The sequence below is a fragment of the Thiomonas delicata genome (genome assembly GCF_900088825.1).
In the GTDB taxonomy this organism is placed as follows: Bacteria; Pseudomonadota; Gammaproteobacteria; order Burkholderiales; family Burkholderiaceae_C; genus Thiomonas_A; species Thiomonas_A delicata.
Map to the genome: position 1 here is coordinate 1,483,511 of NZ_LT592170.1, position 14,169 is coordinate 1,497,679.

Genomic DNA, 14,169 nt, shown 5'->3' on the forward strand with positions numbered 1-14,169 from the left:
TCAATTCCACACGAGGGCCGTGGCGGCATCGAAGGGGTGGACCTCTTCCCAGTGCCGCGCAATGTCGATGCGCCGGGTCACCCAGACACGGTCGTGGCGCTCGATGTGATCGAGAAAGCGCTGCAGCGCACGGATGCGTCCGGGCCGGCCCAGCAGCCGCGCATGCATGCCCACCGACATCATTTTCGGCACCTCGGCGCCTTCGGCGTAGAGAGCGTCGAAAGCGTCGCGCAGATAGATGAAAAAGTCCTCGGCCTGGGCGTAGCCCTGCGGCAGGGCGAAACGCATGTCGTTGGCGTCCAGCGTGTAGGGCACGACGAGGTGCGGGACAAGCTCGCCATCGGTCTTGCGCACCTGCAGCCAGTAGGGCAGGTCGTCGGCATAGGAATCGCTGTCGTACACGAGCCCGCCGGCGTCGGCCACCAGGCGGCGGGTGTTCGGGCTGTCGCGCCCGGTGTACCAACCCAAGGGGCGCGCGCCGCAGACCTGTTCGATCGCCTGCAGGCCCAGGCGCATGTGTTCGCGCTCGGTGGCTTCGTCGACGTTCTGGTAGTGGATCCAGCGCCAGCCGTGACAGGCAATCTCGTGGCCGAGTTCGACGCAGGCGCGGCCCACGTCCGGGAGCCGCTGCAGGGCCATGCCGACGCCGAAGATGGTGATGGGAAGGCCGCGCCGCTCGAACTCGCGCAGCAGCCGCCACACGCCGGCGCGCGAACCGTATTCGTAGAGGCTTTCCATGCTCAGGTGCCGGGCCGGGAAGCTCGGCGGGTTGAACATCTCCGAGAGGAATTGCTCGCTGCCGGCGTCGCCGTGGAGCACGCTGCTCTCGGCGCCTTCCTCGATGTTGAGCACGAACTGCACCGCGACGCGCGCCGCGCCCGGCCAGCGGGCGTGCGGCGGGTTGCGGCCGTAGCCGGCGAGGTCGCGCGGGTATTGACGAGGGGACGGCGCGTTCATCGCATCTCGCCCGGATCAGGCACCGCGCGCGGGGTTGAGGGCCTGCAGCAGGTCGGCGCTGGCGGTGCGTGGCTGGTAGAGCAGGCTGTTCTCGGTGTCGGCCAGGTGTGCCTCCATCAGCGCCTTGGCACGTTCGACGTCCCGGGCTTCCATCGCCTGGAGGATTTCGAGATGCTCGTCGGACGAATGCTCCGCCGCGCGCGACGATTGGTACATCAGCGTGATGAGGGCACAGCGCGAGATCAGCTCGGACAGGATTTGCGCCAGAACCCGGTTGCCGATGCGTTCGGCCATCAGCACGTGAAAGTCGCCGAGCAGGCGCGTGCGGCCTTGCACGTCGATCCGCCTCACCACCGTCTGCTCCTGCTTCATGTGCGCGCGCAGGGCGCGAAAGTCGGCGCTCGTGGCCTTGGCGCAGAACTCCTCGACCAGGTGCTGTTCCAGCATGCGGCGCACCGAGAACACCTGTCTGGCCTCCTCCACCGAGGGCGAGGCAACGAAGGCGCCGCGCGAGGGCTCCAGTGCGATGAGGTGGTCGCGCGAGAGCTGGAACAGCGCCTGCCGCACGATGGTGCGCGACACGCCGTAGATGCTGGCGATTTTCTGCTCGGTGAGCTTGGCGCCCGGTGCGAGCCGGTGTTCGATGATGGCCGCGGTGATGGCGGCCACGATGGTCTGCGTCGAATCCGCCTCCGCCAGTGGCGGGCGCGATGGCCTTCTTGCGGGCGCGACCCCGGTTTCCGGCTCAGGCGTCCGGCGCGGTTTGGCGCGCGGCAACGTGGCGTCCCTCATATCGTTGTCCTCTTGTGCGGCGGTGTGAGGCGTGGTGATGGGTTCATGATCGCGCAGCGTAGCAATTCAGCGGCGCGCAAGCGGGTGCATGCAGGTTCGTTCGCCACGCGCCTGGTTGCCGCAACGCGTCCGCCCCTTTTGGCGCGGTGTTTGCATGACTCGGTGGCATGCTTGTCCGAGGGTTCTCGGAGTGCGTTGCGACAAAATTGTTTGGCCGAGTCATTGTATTTCGATTTTGCTTCAAATAGCATACAAAAACGCAATTTCTTGTATGCAAAAATGAGCAAACTGACCACCCATGTCCTCGACGCCGCAAACGGCAAGCCCGCGGCGGGCGTACGCGTCACGGTGTCGCGCGAGCAAGATGGGGTGTGGGTCGAACTGAGCACCGCCGTCACCAACGCCGACGGTCGCTGCGATGCGCCGCTGCTGCAGGATGCCGGCTTCGCCTGTGGCCGCTACCGGCTGGTGTTTCACATTGGCGCTTATTTCAGAGAGCAAGGGACCGTCGTGGAACAACCGGCCTTCATGGAGCGGATCCCCGTCGAATTCGGTGTCAGCGATGCAAGCGCGCACTACCACGTGCCCTTGCTCGTCACGCCATGGAGTTATTCCACCTATCGCGGCAGTTGAGGTGGAGCACGATTCATGCAAGGTGGTGTGCGGGAGAGCGAGCATGAGTCGGGCGCCGACGATCCCGAGGCCTGCAGCGCTGGCACCAAAGCCTGGACACCGATGATCCGTATGAAAATCACTTCTGAGTGCCCCAGGGTCGGCACACCGCACCGCGCGTTCGCCAGCCACGCGCAGGCGAACGCGCGGTGCGGCTCATCCCACCCGCGGGGTCAAGAAAATTTGGGAGCGGCCCGACGTTTCCTTGCGAAACGCCGGCCAGGACAATGTATGCAAGCGCCGGTGTTGTCCGCATGGATGCACGTCCGGCGCTCGGGTCGCCGCAGAGCGTCACCGCCGTTGCTTGCGACGGCACGCGGCCTTGGAGACTTTCGCAGAGCCTGCCGTGGCGAAAGTCGTCTTCATGTGATGCACGGACAAGAACATGACGAACGACCTTCTCGCCACCCTGATTCCCTACGCCTTGAATTGGGCCGGCATGCTGTTGCGCTGGCTGCACGTCATCGCCGCCATCGCCTGGATCGGCGCCTCGTTCTATTTCGTCTGGCTCGACAACAGTCTTGAGCCGCCCAAGGATCCCGACATCCGGGCCAAAGGGGTGGACGGTGAACTATGGGCCGTGCATGGCGGCGGCTTCTACAACCCGCAGAAATACCTGGTCGCACCCGGAACCTTGCCGCAGCACTTGCACTGGTTCTACTGGGAGAGCTACGCCACCTGGCTGTCCGGCTTTGCGCTGCTGTCGGTGCTCTACCTGTACAACGCCGGTATTTTTCTGGTCGACCCACAGGTTTACGCTTGGCCGTCGCCGGCCTTGGCCGGATTCGCCGCCATCGGTTTCCTGGTCATCGGCTGGTTCGTTTACGACGCCATCTGCCGGTTTCTGGGCCAGGGTCAAAAAGGCGACCGCAACGTCGGCCTGCTCGTGGCGGTTTATGTGGTGATGGCCGCATGGCTGGCCTGCCATCTGTTCGCCGGGCGCGCGGCGTTCCTCCTCACCGGAGCCATGCTGGCCACCATGATGAGCGCCAACGTGCTGTTCTGGATCATCCCAGGCCAGCGCCGGGTCGTGGCGGCCATGCGCGCCGGACAGCCGCCCAATCCGCTGGACGGCAAGCGTGGCAAGCAGCGCAGCGTGCACAACACCTATTTCACGCTGCCGGTGGTGTTCGCCATGCTGTCCAACCACGACAGCTTCGTCTACGACGCGCCGAACAACTGGCTGGTGTTGGTGTTGATGATGCTGGCCGGCGCTCTCATTCGCCAGTTCTTCGTGCTCAAGCACAAGGGCGCCTGGAAGTGGCGGTACTGGGTCGTGGCGGCGGCCATCATCCTGGCCGTCGCGGTGGCACTGGGGCCCAGTCCGCAGCCGGCCCCGGCCTCCAGCAAACCGGTGACCTTCGCCCAGGTGCAGCGCATCGTCGCGGAGCGCTGCCTGATGTGCCACGCAGGGGCCGCGGCGAGCAAGGGCGTGCGCCTGGATTCGGCGCAGGCCATCGTGTCGCACGCCCGGGACATCGACCGGCAGGTGGTGGTCACACGGGCCATGCCGCTGAACAACGCCACGCGGATCACGGATGCCGAGCGCGCCGAGATCGCGCAGTGGGTGAAACAGGGCGCCAAGCCCTAGGCGCCGTGGCAGCGATTCGTGCGACCTGTCCATAATCCCGTCTGCGCGGCGGGCATCGTGCCCGCCGGCCAGATGGAGAACCCGCAATGCCCGCAATCCGCATCGACATGTTCGAGGGCCGCAGCCCCGAAGTGAAAAAAGAACTCGTCGAGAACATCACCCAGGCCGTGGTCGAGACCCTCAAGTGTTCGCCCGAGGCGGTGGACATCATCCTCAACGAAGTGCCCAAGTCGCACTGGGCCACGGGCGGCAAGCTGTGGAGCGAGCAATGATCGGTGCGCCCATCCAGCTTTAAGCCTTTGTGAATGCGACAAAGGCCAGCTTGGCGCCAACCCGGCGCGCATCTTGAGCCTGAGGAGACCCGCATGAAAAACCAGAAACGCCGTGCCGCGATCGCGGTTCTCGGCATGACCCTGCTCGGCGCCGGCGCCGTCCACGCCGCGCCACCCCTGGCCATCGGCATCAAGCGGCTGACGTTGGAAACCGCGCTCAAGGCGGCGCAGACCGCCATCGAGACCTGCCGGGCCAAGGGTATCCAGGTCGGGGTGACGGTGGTGGATCGCAGCGGCCAGCCGCAGGTCATGCTGCGCGATGTGCTGGCGCCCGACCTCACCGTGCGCGTGAGCCAACTCAAGGCCTACACCGCGGTGTCGTTCAACGCGCCGACCTCGGCGCTCGATCGGCAGGCACAAAGCAGCCTGGCGCATGTGCCGGGCCTGCTGTTCTCGGCCGGCGCGGTGCCGATCGCCGCAGGAGGTGTGCTGTACGGGGCCATCGGCGTCAGTGGCGCCCCTTCGGGCGACACCGACGAGGCATGCGCCAAGGCCGGCGCGCAGGCCATCGAGGCGGACTTAGACATGCAGTAGACACGCGCGATTCCGCCCTTGCGCGCATGCCGCGCACGCAAGCGCCAGGCTCGCGCCGGGGAGGTCGGTGGATGCCGCACGCATGCTTTGGCGCCGGGTTGGTCGGCGCGAAGAGGATGGGGCGCGCATTGTGGCGCGGCATCGCCCGCGCCTCGACCTTGGCACACGATGTCCCCGCGGCGCTGCATCAGGCGCGAGGTCCTGTTGCCCTGATGCGGAGTCGATCAAGCCGGCAAGAGGCCAAGAAGGCCGGCGAAGCGGTTCGAAAATCCAGAGCGCCCCGAAAGCCCCAAGCGTTATGACTGGGTCGCTGCAACGTAGGGCCTGACCATCTTGGCCGGGTCGACGATGCGGTCGAATTCGGCCTCGGTCACATAGCCCAGCTGGAGCGCGGCAGCCTTCAGCGTCAGGTCGTGATCCTGCGCGTAGTGGGCGATCCTGGACGCCTTGTCGTAACCGATCACCGGCGCAAGCGCGGTCACCAGCATCAGCGAGCGCTCCACATACTCGGCGATCTTCTTCCGGTTGGGCTGCGTTCCCTCGACGAGGAACTTGCGGAAGTTCGTGCAGCCGTCGCTCAGGATCGTGATCGAGTGCATGACGTTGAAAATGATCAGCGGCTTGTAGACGTTCATCTCCAGATAGCCGCTGGCGCCGCCGAAGCCGACCGCGACGTCGTTGGCCATCACCTGCACGGCGAGCATCGTCAGGGCCTCGGCCTGGGTCGGGTTGACCTTGCCCGGCATGATGGACGAACCGGGTTCGTTCTCGGGAATCATCAGTTCGGCAAAACCGGCCCGCGGGCCGCAGGACATGAGCCGAATGTCGTTGCCGATCTTGTAGAGCGAGGCGGCCAGCGTGCGCATCGTGCCCGAGAACTGCACGAGGGCGTCGTGCGCCCCCTGCACGGTGAATTTGTTCGGCGCGCTGACGAAAGGCAGTCCGGTCAGCCGTGCGATTTCGGCCGCGGCGCTTTCCGCAAAACCCGGGCCCGAGTTGATGCCGGTGCCCACCGCCGTGCCGCCCAGCGCGAGTTGATAGACGCCGCCCAGCGCCGCATCGAGCCGCTCGAGGTTGTCGGCCAGCATGCCCGCGTAGCCGGACCATTCCTGGCCCAGCGTCAGGGGTGTGGCGTCCTGCATATGGGTGCGCCCGATCTTGACGATGTCCTTCCAGTCCTCCGCCTTCGCCGCGATGGCGTCGCGCAGCGCCCGCACCGCGGGAATCAGCCGCCGCGTCGCGTTGACGGCGGTGGCGATGTACATGGCCGACGGAAACGAGTCGTTCGACGACTGCGCCATGTTGACGTGATCGTTGGGATGCACCGGCGTCTTGCTGCCCAGCGGCGTTCCGGCGAGCTGGCAGCAGCGGTTCGAGATCACCTCGTTCACGTTCATGTTGAATTGCGTGCCGCTGCCCGTCATCCAGACGCGCAGCGGAAACATGTCGTGATGCTGCCCGGCGAGAATTTCGTCGCAGACCTGAGCGATCAGTTCGTACCTCGGCGCGCCGAGTCGCCCGCCCGCAAGGTTGGCGGCCGCCGCGCCTTTCTTGAGAATGGCGTAAGCCGTGATCATCTCGCGCGGAATCAGATCCGTGCCGATGCTGAAGTGTTCCAGCGAGCGCTGCGTCTGCGCCCCCCAGAGCCGGTCCGCCGGCACCTCGACCACACCCAAGCTGTCCGATTCTTGACGTACGTTTGGCATGTTTCCTCCAGTGCGCGGTTCTTTCGATGCATGCAATCAGAACCCGGGAATTCCGGCCTGGAACGCATTCTTCAAGTGTGCGCCGCGACGCGGCCACCCGGCTTGCGCTCTAACAGGGCTTCACCCGAGTCCGGCATGAAGTATGAAGCGCGCGATGGCGGCCGTCATAACCGCCATCGAGGAGACCCTTCAGCGAGATTTGCTTAGGGCGTTTTGCACGGGGCGTTTGCCGACCTTAACGCAACCACAACGTCATTGCCAACGCTGGCCCATCTGTCGTTGATGGTCGGCCGCCGATTACATCATTATTCCTAGCGTGATGCTCAGCGATGTCAGTGCGCCCGTGGTGTTGAACGATGGGTTGGCGCCGCACACGTCGTCGTAGGCAAAGCCGTAGGCCTGGCCATTGGCGCTCCAGGCGTGAAAGCTTTGAGACCAGAGATTGGAGGGCGGTGCCTGGTAATAAGCGTTATTGGTCGGCGATGGGCATGTACCGGGGTCATCGCTGAGGGCATGGCTCATCACGCCTCGGTTGAACGCTGCAAGAATCTGCTTACCGATGTTTTGTTGGGCCGCGCTGCCCGTGGCGAGGGTCCCGCTGCATTGCCAGATATTGGCCGTGGTGATGGCGCCGTAGCTGAGCGAGGATGGAGAGCCGGCACCAGGCGCGCCGCCGCTTTGGTACGTGAATGTCCAAACGCCCCCCGACGGCGTGCCGGTGTAGGTGCCGGAGGCCGTATCCGTAATGCTGATGAGTTGCCCGTTCCAACTGGCGATCGCAGCATCGAAATAGGAATTGAAACTGGCGCCGGCACCCGGCGTGTTGGGAAGCCCGGACAGGTGATCGGGGGAAATGGCGCGGAGGTAAGCGGTGTTGGCGGGGTAGGCCGATGGCGCGGTGACCGGCTGGGCCAGGCCCGCATAGACCGTTCGGTCAAAGGCGGCGATATTGGCCAAGGCCTGTGCGCGCGTGATCGTTAATTCGCCCTGCGGCGATCCGCCCGGTTGCGCATTCACGATCAAGGGCATGCCGAACTGGTCCACATAAGTCGAATTCCCGTTCAGCACCCCGGCGCTGTCGATCGAGCACTCGAACCAGTCGAACAGGCAGAGCGAGCCCGGCGCTCCCGTATCGAACCCGGGGCCGGCATAGGGGTTGGCATAGCTGACTCCGCCCGCACTGTAGGCTGCCTGCGCGGTGAACGGGAGTTTGGGCACGCCCAGTGAGATATAGACCCGCATGCTGAAAGCATTGTTGCCTGTGCCGAGGCCTTGGATGTTGGCCGGATTGATGTTGCCCAGTTCGATGTAGTTCGGCGCAGTCGGCGACAAGGGGATGCCGTAATCTGCCCAATCCGTGGGGTAGTTGGTGGCGTTGATCGTCGCGGTGTCGGTGGCATTCACGACACCATTCGGGTCGGGGAAGGATTGCTTCGGAATGGTGTTATCCGAAGTCGCAATGGCGTGGACGGCACCCGACGCGTCGAGGCGGTAGCAGGCGAAGTTGGTCAGACTCGAATTCGTGTACAGCCCGCCGATGATGTAGGCATACGCTGCCGTGCCGGCGGGGAGATTGGCCTGGGTCAGGTCGATAGTCAACGGAACTTTCATGCCGGCCGGGGGCGTTGTTCCGCCGCTGCCACCTGTGCTGGACGATCCCCCACCGCCGCAGGCGGCGAGAATGCTCGATGCTCCCACGCCCAAAATAAAGGTCCGCCGATTCAAGCCGTTTTTATCCATTTGTGGCCCCTGAGAATTCGTCATGACATTGTGTCGCGAATGAACACATTCGTCACACATCCTAACGTCCGTGCTCGGCAGCATTCGCATTTCAAAACGGGAAATCGTGTCACTGCTTCCATCCGTGGGGCGGGTTCCGGCTGCGATCGGGCGCGACGCGCGCCGTTTCGATGCCGAGGCGGCGCATGGCGCTCAGCGGTTTTGCGTGACGGTGTTTGATGCCGGACAAGGCATGGCGCCGCGGACCGGGATTCAATGCGAAGGATCAGCGGACTGGAAGGGACCCGATTCATGCACGCAGCCAATCTCGTGAACGATTTGCAAACGCGGACCATTCTTTCGGCACTCGACTCGCAGCAATTGAAGCGGCTGCTCGGTCATGCCAAGGAACAACGCTTGCTGGCTGGCGAGTTGCTGTTCAGCCAGGGCACCGCCGCCGAGCATTTTTATGTCCTGCGCGAGGGAACCGTGCAGATCAGGGTGCCCGCGATCAACGGCCCTGCGCTGGATGTGCAGACGCTCGGCGCCGATGACGTCATCGGTTGGTCGTGGCTGATTCCGCCGTATCAGTGGACCTTCGAGGCCAGGGCGCAGACGGACTCGACACTGCTCGTGTTCGACGGCAAGGCCATCTTGCAGGAGTGCGAGCAGGATCCGGCGCTGGGCTACGCGCTGATGAAAATCTTCGCCGCACTGATGTCGCGGCGCCTGCACGCGGCCCGACGCAAGCTGATGGACAGTTGGGCGCCGCCCGGCTGGGCTTAGCCGGCTGGTGCCGCCCCGTCGCTAGTCTTCATGCGGTGGCGAAAAAGCGTCCCGGCGCATTCGGGCCGCGCGTTGGCGTTCATTACCCTTATGCCGGTTTCGAATCCTTGTCCTTCAGTCCTGTTTATCTTGGGTTGCGTCGCTCATAAAGTTTCCTGAAACCGCGCCACCCTTGGCGTGCGACTGCGCCATGCATCCGGCATGGCAGCCCAGGAGACATTCCATGCCCAAGATGACCGCGGTGGAAGCCGCCGTTTGCATTCTCGAGAAAGAAGGCATCCACCAGGCCTTCGGCGTGCCCGGCGCCGCCATCAATCCCTTCTACAGCGCGCTGCGCAAGCGCGCCTCCATCGCCCATGTGCTGGCGCGCCACGTGGAGGCGGCGTCGCACATGGCCGAGGGCTACACCCGCGCCGCGCCGGGCAACATCGGCGTGTGCATCGGCACCTCCGGCCCGGCCGGGACCGACATGATCACCGGGCTTTACTCGGCCACCGCTGATTCGATTCCCATCCTGTGCATCACCGGCCAGGCGCCGCGTGCGCGGCTGTACAAGGAGGATTTCCAGGCCGTGGACATCGAGTCCATCGCCAAGCCGGTGACCAAGATGGCGGTGACCGTGCGCGAGCCGGCGCAGGTGCCCGGCGTGTTCCAGCAGGCGTTCCACCTCATGCGCTCGGGCCGTCCGGGGCCGGTGCTGATCGATCTGCCGTTCGACGTGCAGGTGGCGCAGATCGAGTTCGATCCCGAGCTCTATCAGCCGCTGCCCGTGCACAAGCCGCGCGCCTCCCGTGCGCAGATCGAGCGCGCGCTGGACATGCTGGAAGCCTCCGAGCGCCCCCTCATCGTCGCCGGCGGCGGTGTGATCAACGCCGACGCCAGCGAGTTGCTGGTTGAGTTCGCCGAACTGACCGGGGTGCCGGTGGTGCCCACGCTGATGGCCTGGGGCGCGATTGCCGATGACCACCCGCTGATGGCCGGCATGGTGGGGTTGCAGACCAGCCACCGCTACGGCAACGCGAGCATGCTGGCGTCCGACTTCGTGCTCGGCATCGGCAACCGCTGGGCCAACCGCCACACCGGGTCGGTGGACGTGTACACCAAGGGCCGCAAGTTCGTGCACGTGGACATCGAGCCGACCCAGATCGGCCGCGTGTTCATGCCCGACCTCGGCATCGCGTCGGACGCGCATGCGGCGCTGGAGCTGTTCGTCGCGGTGGCGCGCGAGCGCAAGGCGGCCGGCAAGCTCAAGGACCGCGCCGCCTGGGCCGCCGACTGCCTGCAGCGCAAGCAGACCATGCTGCGCAAGAGCGACTTCGACGACATTCCCATCAAGCCGCAGCGCGTGTACCAGGAAATGGTGGAGGCCTTCGGCGCGAATGCGCGCTACGTCACCACCATCGGCCTGTCGCAGATCGCCGCGGCCCAGTTCCTCAAGGTGGGCAAGCCGCGCAACTGGATCAACGCCGGACAGGCCGGCCCGCTGGGCTGGACGCTGCCTGCGGCCTTGGGCGTGCGCGCGGCCGACCCCAAGAGCGAGATCGTCGCGCTGTCGGGCGACTACGATTTCCAGTTCCTGATCGAGGAACTCGCCGTGGGCGCGCAGTTCAAGCTGCCCTACATTCACATCGTGGTGAACAATGCCTATCTCGGCCTCATCCGCCAGTCGCAACGCAATTTCGACATGGATTACTGCGTGCAGCTGTCGTTCGAGAACATCAACGCGCCCGAGCTCGACGGCTACGGCGTGGACCATGTGAAAGTGGCGGAGGGACTGGGCTGCAAGGCCGTGCGCGTGCGCGATCCGTCCAAGATCCAGGAGGCCATCGCCCAGGCGCGGGCCTGGATGGCCGAGTTCGCCGTGCCGGTGGTGGTCGAGATCATCCTCGAGCGCGTCACCAATATTTCGATGGGCACCGAGATCGACAACGTCACCGAATTCGAGCCCATTCTCGACCTGTCCCCCGTGGAGGCCTGAAGCCATGCCCAAGTTTGCCGCCAACCTCACCATGCTCTACAACGAGCTGCCCTTCCTCGACCGCTTCGAGGCGGCGGCGAAAAGCGGTTTCAAGGGCGTGGAGTTCCTGTTCCCCTACGCCCACGGCGCGGAGCTCATCCGCGACAAGGCGCTGCAGGCCGGCGTGCAGATCGTGCTGCACAACCTGCCGGCCGGCGACTGGGACGCCGGCGAGCGCGGCATCGCCTGCCTGCCCGCGCGCGTGGCCGAGTTCCGCGAGGGCGTGGCCAAGGCCATCGACTACGCCAGGGTGCTGGGCGTGACCCAGCTCAACTGCCTGGCCGGCAAGGCGCCTGCCGGGGCCGACCCCGCCGCGCTGCGCAGCACTTTCGTCGACAACCTGCGCTATGCCGCGGCGCAACTCGCGCCGCACGGCATCCGGCTGCTGATCGAGCCGATCAACACCTACGACATCCCCGGCTTCTACCTCAACCGCACCGCGCAGGCGCTGTCGATCATGGACGAGGTGGGCTCGGACAACCTGTTCCTGCAGTACGACATCTATCACATGCAGCGCACCGAAGGCGAGCTGGCGGCGACCATGCAGAAGCAGCTCGCGCGCATCGCCCACCTGCAGCTAGCCGACAATCCGGGGCGCAACGAACCCGGCACCGGCGAGATCAACTACCGCTTCCTGTTCCAGCACATCGACGCCATCGGCTACACCGGCTGGATCGGCTGCGAGTACAAGCCCAAGACCACCACCACGGCGGGCCTGGGCTGGCTGAGCGCGCTCTGAAGCGAACCCTCACAGAACCACGAAACGAACGGAGATCGACATGGCAACACTCGGATTCATCGGCCTGGGCATCATGGGCGCACCCATGGCGGGCCATTTGCTGGCCGCGGGGCACACCGTGCACGCGCACACCGTGGGCGCCGTGCCGCAGGCTCTGCTCGACGCCGGCGCCAAGCCTTGCACCTCGGGCAAGGAAGTCGCGCAGAAGGCCGACATCGTGTTCATCATGGTGCCCGACACGCCCGACGTGCAGAAGGTGCTGTTCGGCGCCGGCGGCGTGGCCGAGGGCCTCAGCGCGGGCAAGACCGTGGTGGACATGAGCTCCATCGCGCCGATGGAGACCAAGGCCTTCGCCAAGCAGATCAACGATCTCGGCTGCGAGTATCTCGACGCCCCGGTGTCGGGCGGCGAGGTCGGCGCCAAGGCCGCCACGCTCACCATCATGGTCGGCGGCAAGCAGGAGACCTTCGACAAGGTGCTGCCGCTGTTCCAGCTCATGGGCAAGAACATCACCCTGGTGGGCGGCAACGGCGACGGCCAGACCTGCAAGGTGGCCAACCAGATCATCGTCGCGCTCAACATCCAGGCCGTGGCCGAGGCGCTGCTGTTCGCCAGCAAGGCCGGCGCCGACCCGGCCAAGGTGCGCCAGGCGCTGATGGGCGGCTTCGCCTCCTCGCGCATCCTGGAGGTGCACGGCGAGCGCATGGTCAAGCGCACCTTCCAGCCGGGCTTCCGCATCAACCTGCACCAGAAGGATCTGAACCTGGCGCTGCAGGGCGCCAAGCAGCTTGGCCTGTCGCTGCCCAACACGGCCATCGCGCAGCAGCTGTTCTCCGCCTGCGCCGCCAACGGCATGGACGGTCTGGACCACTCCGCGCTATGCCGCGCCATCGAAATCATGGGCAACCACACCATCGCGCCCGATGCCTGAAGCCGCGCGCGGCGACACCGGTCCGTTCACCTCGCGCTAAGGAAAGTCGCCGCCATGCACGATCTCCCACGCCCCCAGACCGATCCGGTCGGTTTTCTGCGCGCCCTGTTCGACGTGGCCGTGGCCCGCGCCCAGCCGCAGCGGGTGATGGCGGCTTATCTGCCCCAGCCGCCCAAGGGCCGCACCCTGGTGCTCGGCGCCGGCAAGGCCGGCGGGGCGATGGCCGCCGCGCTGGATGCGCTGTGGCCGCAGGACGCGCCCATCTCCGGCCTGGTGGTGACGCGCTACGGCTATGTGCCGCCGCATCTGCGCGCGCTGCCGGGGCGTATCGAGGTGGTCGAGGCGGCGCATCCGGTGCCGGATGCCGCCGGGCAGGGCGCGGCGCGGCGCATGCTCGAACTGACGCACGGCCTGACGGCGGACGATCTGGTCATCGCGCTGATCTCGGGCGGCGGCTCGGCTCTGCTGGCGCTGCCCGCCCCTGGCCTGACCCTGGCCGACAAGCAGACCATCAACCGCGCCCTGCTCATGAGCGGCGCCACCATCGCCGAGATGAACTGCGTGCGCAAGCACCTCTCGGCCATCAAGGGCGGACGCCTGGCGGCGGCCTGCGCCCCGGCGCCCGTCGTCAGCCTTCTGATTTCCGACGTGCCCGGTGATGACCCGGCCGTCATCGCCAGCGGCCCCACCGTGCCCGACCCCAGCACCTGCGTCGATGCGCTCGCGGTCATCGACCGCTACGGCATCGCCGTGCCGCCGATGGTGCGCGAGGGCCTGCGCAGCGGCGCCCTGGAAACGCCCAAACCGGGCGACGCCGTCTTCGCCCGCAACCGCGTGGAACTCATCGCCACGCCGCAGCAGATGCTGCGCGCCGCCGCCGACGCCTGCGCCCAGTCCGGCATGGCCGCGCACATCCTGGCCGACGACATGGAGGGCGAATCGCGCGACATCGCGCTGGCTCATGCCGCCATTGCCCGCCAGGTGGCGCGCCACGGCCAGCCCTTCAGCAAGCCCTGCGTCATGCTGTCGGGCGGCGAAACCACGGTCACCGTTGCCAGGGGCGCGCAGGCCGGGCGCGGCGGACGCGGCACCGAATTCCTGCTCGCTGCCGCGCTGGCGCTGCAGGGCGAGCCAGGCATCTGGGCCCTGGCCGGCGACACCGACGGCATCGACGGTAGCGAGGACAACGCCGGGGCCTGGATCACGCCCGACACCCTGGCCCGCGCCGCCCAGCGCGGGCTCAAACCCCGCGCCCTGCTCGACGCGCACGACGCCTACGGCTTCTTCCAGGGCACCGGCGACCTGCTGGTTACCGGCCCGACCTACACCAACGTCAACGACTTCCGCGCTATGCTGGTGGTTTGACAGGATCGCTTGTCGGTTGACTGCATGA

12 protein-coding genes and 1 pseudogene are annotated in these 14,169 nt (G+C 66.1%); 9 read left to right on the top strand and 4 right to left on the bottom strand.

From position 1 onward, the window contains the following. Together puuE and THIARS_RS07115 are read right to left on the bottom strand one after the other, a co-directional pair. Nucleotides 1-957, bottom strand: coding sequence for an allantoinase PuuE (gene puuE / locus THIARS_RS07110; protein ID WP_094160006.1), 957 nt, complete (start codon nucleotides 955-957; stop codon nucleotides 1-3). 15 nt (nucleotides 958-972) lie between these two features. Next, a complete protein-coding gene (locus tag THIARS_RS07115; protein ID WP_094160007.1) occupies nucleotides 973-1,749 on the bottom strand; it encodes a GntR family transcriptional regulator in 777 nt (258 codons plus the stop codon). 279 nt (nucleotides 1,750-2,028) lie between these two features. On the opposite strand from THIARS_RS07115, the gene uraH reads away from it, so the two are divergent. The 4 genes from uraH to THIARS_RS07135 all read left to right on the top strand — a co-directional run bounded on the left by uraH (nucleotide 2,029) and on the right by THIARS_RS07135 (nucleotide 4,878). Beyond that, complete coding sequence (gene uraH / locus THIARS_RS07120) at nucleotides 2,029-2,382, top strand: hydroxyisourate hydrolase (RefSeq protein ID WP_094160008.1); 354 nt, start codon at nucleotides 2,029-2,031, stop codon at nucleotides 2,380-2,382. 424 nt (nucleotides 2,383-2,806) lie between these two features. Further along, nucleotides 2,807-4,012 (top strand): urate hydroxylase PuuD, encoded by a 1,206-nt coding sequence (locus THIARS_RS07125; RefSeq protein ID WP_094160009.1) that lies wholly within the window; start codon nucleotides 2,807-2,809, stop codon nucleotides 4,010-4,012. An 86-nt stretch (nucleotides 4,013-4,098) separates the two neighbouring features. After that, complete coding sequence (locus THIARS_RS07130; protein WP_094160010.1) at nucleotides 4,099-4,284, top strand: 4-oxalocrotonate tautomerase; 186 nt, start codon at nucleotides 4,099-4,101, stop codon at nucleotides 4,282-4,284. Nucleotides 4,285-4,377: 93 nt separating this feature from the next. Further along, nucleotides 4,378-4,878, top strand: coding sequence for a GlcG/HbpS family heme-binding protein (locus tag THIARS_RS07135; protein ID WP_094160011.1), 501 nt, complete (start codon nucleotides 4,378-4,380; stop codon nucleotides 4,876-4,878). Between the two features lie 296 nt (nucleotides 4,879-5,174). On the opposite strand, the gene fumC is transcribed toward THIARS_RS07135, so the two are convergent. Both fumC and THIARS_RS07145 read right to left on the bottom strand, forming a co-directional pair. After that, nucleotides 5,175-6,584: a class II fumarate hydratase gene (gene fumC, locus THIARS_RS07140; protein ID WP_094160012.1), complete on the bottom strand. Its 1,410-nt coding sequence runs from the start codon at nucleotides 6,582-6,584 to the stop codon at nucleotides 5,175-5,177. Between the two features lie 297 nt (nucleotides 6,585-6,881). Then, nucleotides 6,882-8,348, bottom strand: coding sequence for a beta-1,3-glucanase family protein (locus tag THIARS_RS07145; RefSeq protein WP_186436588.1), 1,467 nt, complete (start codon nucleotides 8,346-8,348; stop codon nucleotides 6,882-6,884). A gap of 267 nt (nucleotides 8,349-8,615) precedes the next feature. Here THIARS_RS07145 and THIARS_RS07150 point away from each other — a divergent pair, with 267 nt between their 5' ends. The 5 genes and pseudogenes from THIARS_RS07150 (at nucleotide 8,616) to THIARS_RS07170 (ending at nucleotide 14,141) form a co-directional block, all read left to right on the top strand. Next, nucleotides 8,616-9,089 (top strand): Crp/Fnr family transcriptional regulator, encoded by a 474-nt coding sequence (locus THIARS_RS07150; protein WP_094160014.1) that lies wholly within the window; start codon nucleotides 8,616-8,618, stop codon nucleotides 9,087-9,089. A 223-nt stretch (nucleotides 9,090-9,312) separates the two neighbouring features. Beyond that, a complete protein-coding gene (gene gcl / locus THIARS_RS07155) occupies nucleotides 9,313-11,067 on the top strand; it encodes a glyoxylate carboligase (protein WP_094160015.1) in 1,755 nt (584 codons plus the stop codon). Nucleotides 11,068-11,071: 4 nt separating this feature from the next. Next, entirely contained in the window at nucleotides 11,072-11,845 is a 774-nt protein-coding gene (hyi, locus tag THIARS_RS07160; protein ID WP_094160016.1) for a hydroxypyruvate isomerase, read from the top strand. 25 nt (nucleotides 11,846-11,870) lie between these two features. Then, nucleotides 11,871-12,776, top strand: a pseudogene (gene glxR / locus THIARS_RS07165) (2-hydroxy-3-oxopropionate reductase); the annotation flags it as partial. A 54-nt stretch (nucleotides 12,777-12,830) separates the two neighbouring features. Then, nucleotides 12,831-14,141, top strand: coding sequence for a glycerate kinase type-2 family protein (locus THIARS_RS07170; RefSeq protein WP_094160018.1), 1,311 nt, complete (start codon nucleotides 12,831-12,833; stop codon nucleotides 14,139-14,141). Nucleotides 14,142-14,169: the final 28 nt, after the last annotated feature.

Excerpts from the sequence above, each read along its gene's own strand:
- puuE (WP_094160006.1), bottom strand. The coding sequence starts at position 957 with ATGAACGCGCCGTCCCCTCGTCAATACCCGCGCGACCTCGCCGGCTAC.
- THIARS_RS07115 (WP_094160007.1), bottom strand. The coding sequence starts at position 1,749 with ATGAGGGACGCCACGTTGCCGCGCGCCAAACCGCGCCGGACGCCTGAG.
- uraH (WP_094160008.1), top strand. The coding sequence starts at position 2,029 with ATGAGCAAACTGACCACCCATGTCCTCGACGCCGCAAACGGCAAGCCC.
- THIARS_RS07125 (WP_094160009.1), top strand. The coding sequence starts at position 2,807 with ATGACGAACGACCTTCTCGCCACCCTGATTCCCTACGCCTTGAATTGG.
- THIARS_RS07130 (WP_094160010.1), top strand. The coding sequence starts at position 4,099 with ATGCCCGCAATCCGCATCGACATGTTCGAGGGCCGCAGCCCCGAAGTG.
- THIARS_RS07135 (WP_094160011.1), top strand. The coding sequence starts at position 4,378 with ATGAAAAACCAGAAACGCCGTGCCGCGATCGCGGTTCTCGGCATGACC.
- fumC (WP_094160012.1), bottom strand. The coding sequence starts at position 6,584 with ATGCCAAACGTACGTCAAGAATCGGACAGCTTGGGTGTGGTCGAGGTG.
- THIARS_RS07145 (WP_186436588.1), bottom strand. The coding sequence starts at position 8,348 with ATGACGAATTCTCAGGGGCCACAAATGGATAAAAACGGCTTGAATCGG.
- THIARS_RS07150 (WP_094160014.1), top strand. The coding sequence starts at position 8,616 with ATGCACGCAGCCAATCTCGTGAACGATTTGCAAACGCGGACCATTCTT.
- gcl (WP_094160015.1), top strand. The coding sequence starts at position 9,313 with ATGCCCAAGATGACCGCGGTGGAAGCCGCCGTTTGCATTCTCGAGAAA.
- hyi (WP_094160016.1), top strand. The coding sequence starts at position 11,072 with ATGCCCAAGTTTGCCGCCAACCTCACCATGCTCTACAACGAGCTGCCC.
- THIARS_RS07170 (WP_094160018.1), top strand. The coding sequence starts at position 12,831 with ATGCACGATCTCCCACGCCCCCAGACCGATCCGGTCGGTTTTCTGCGC.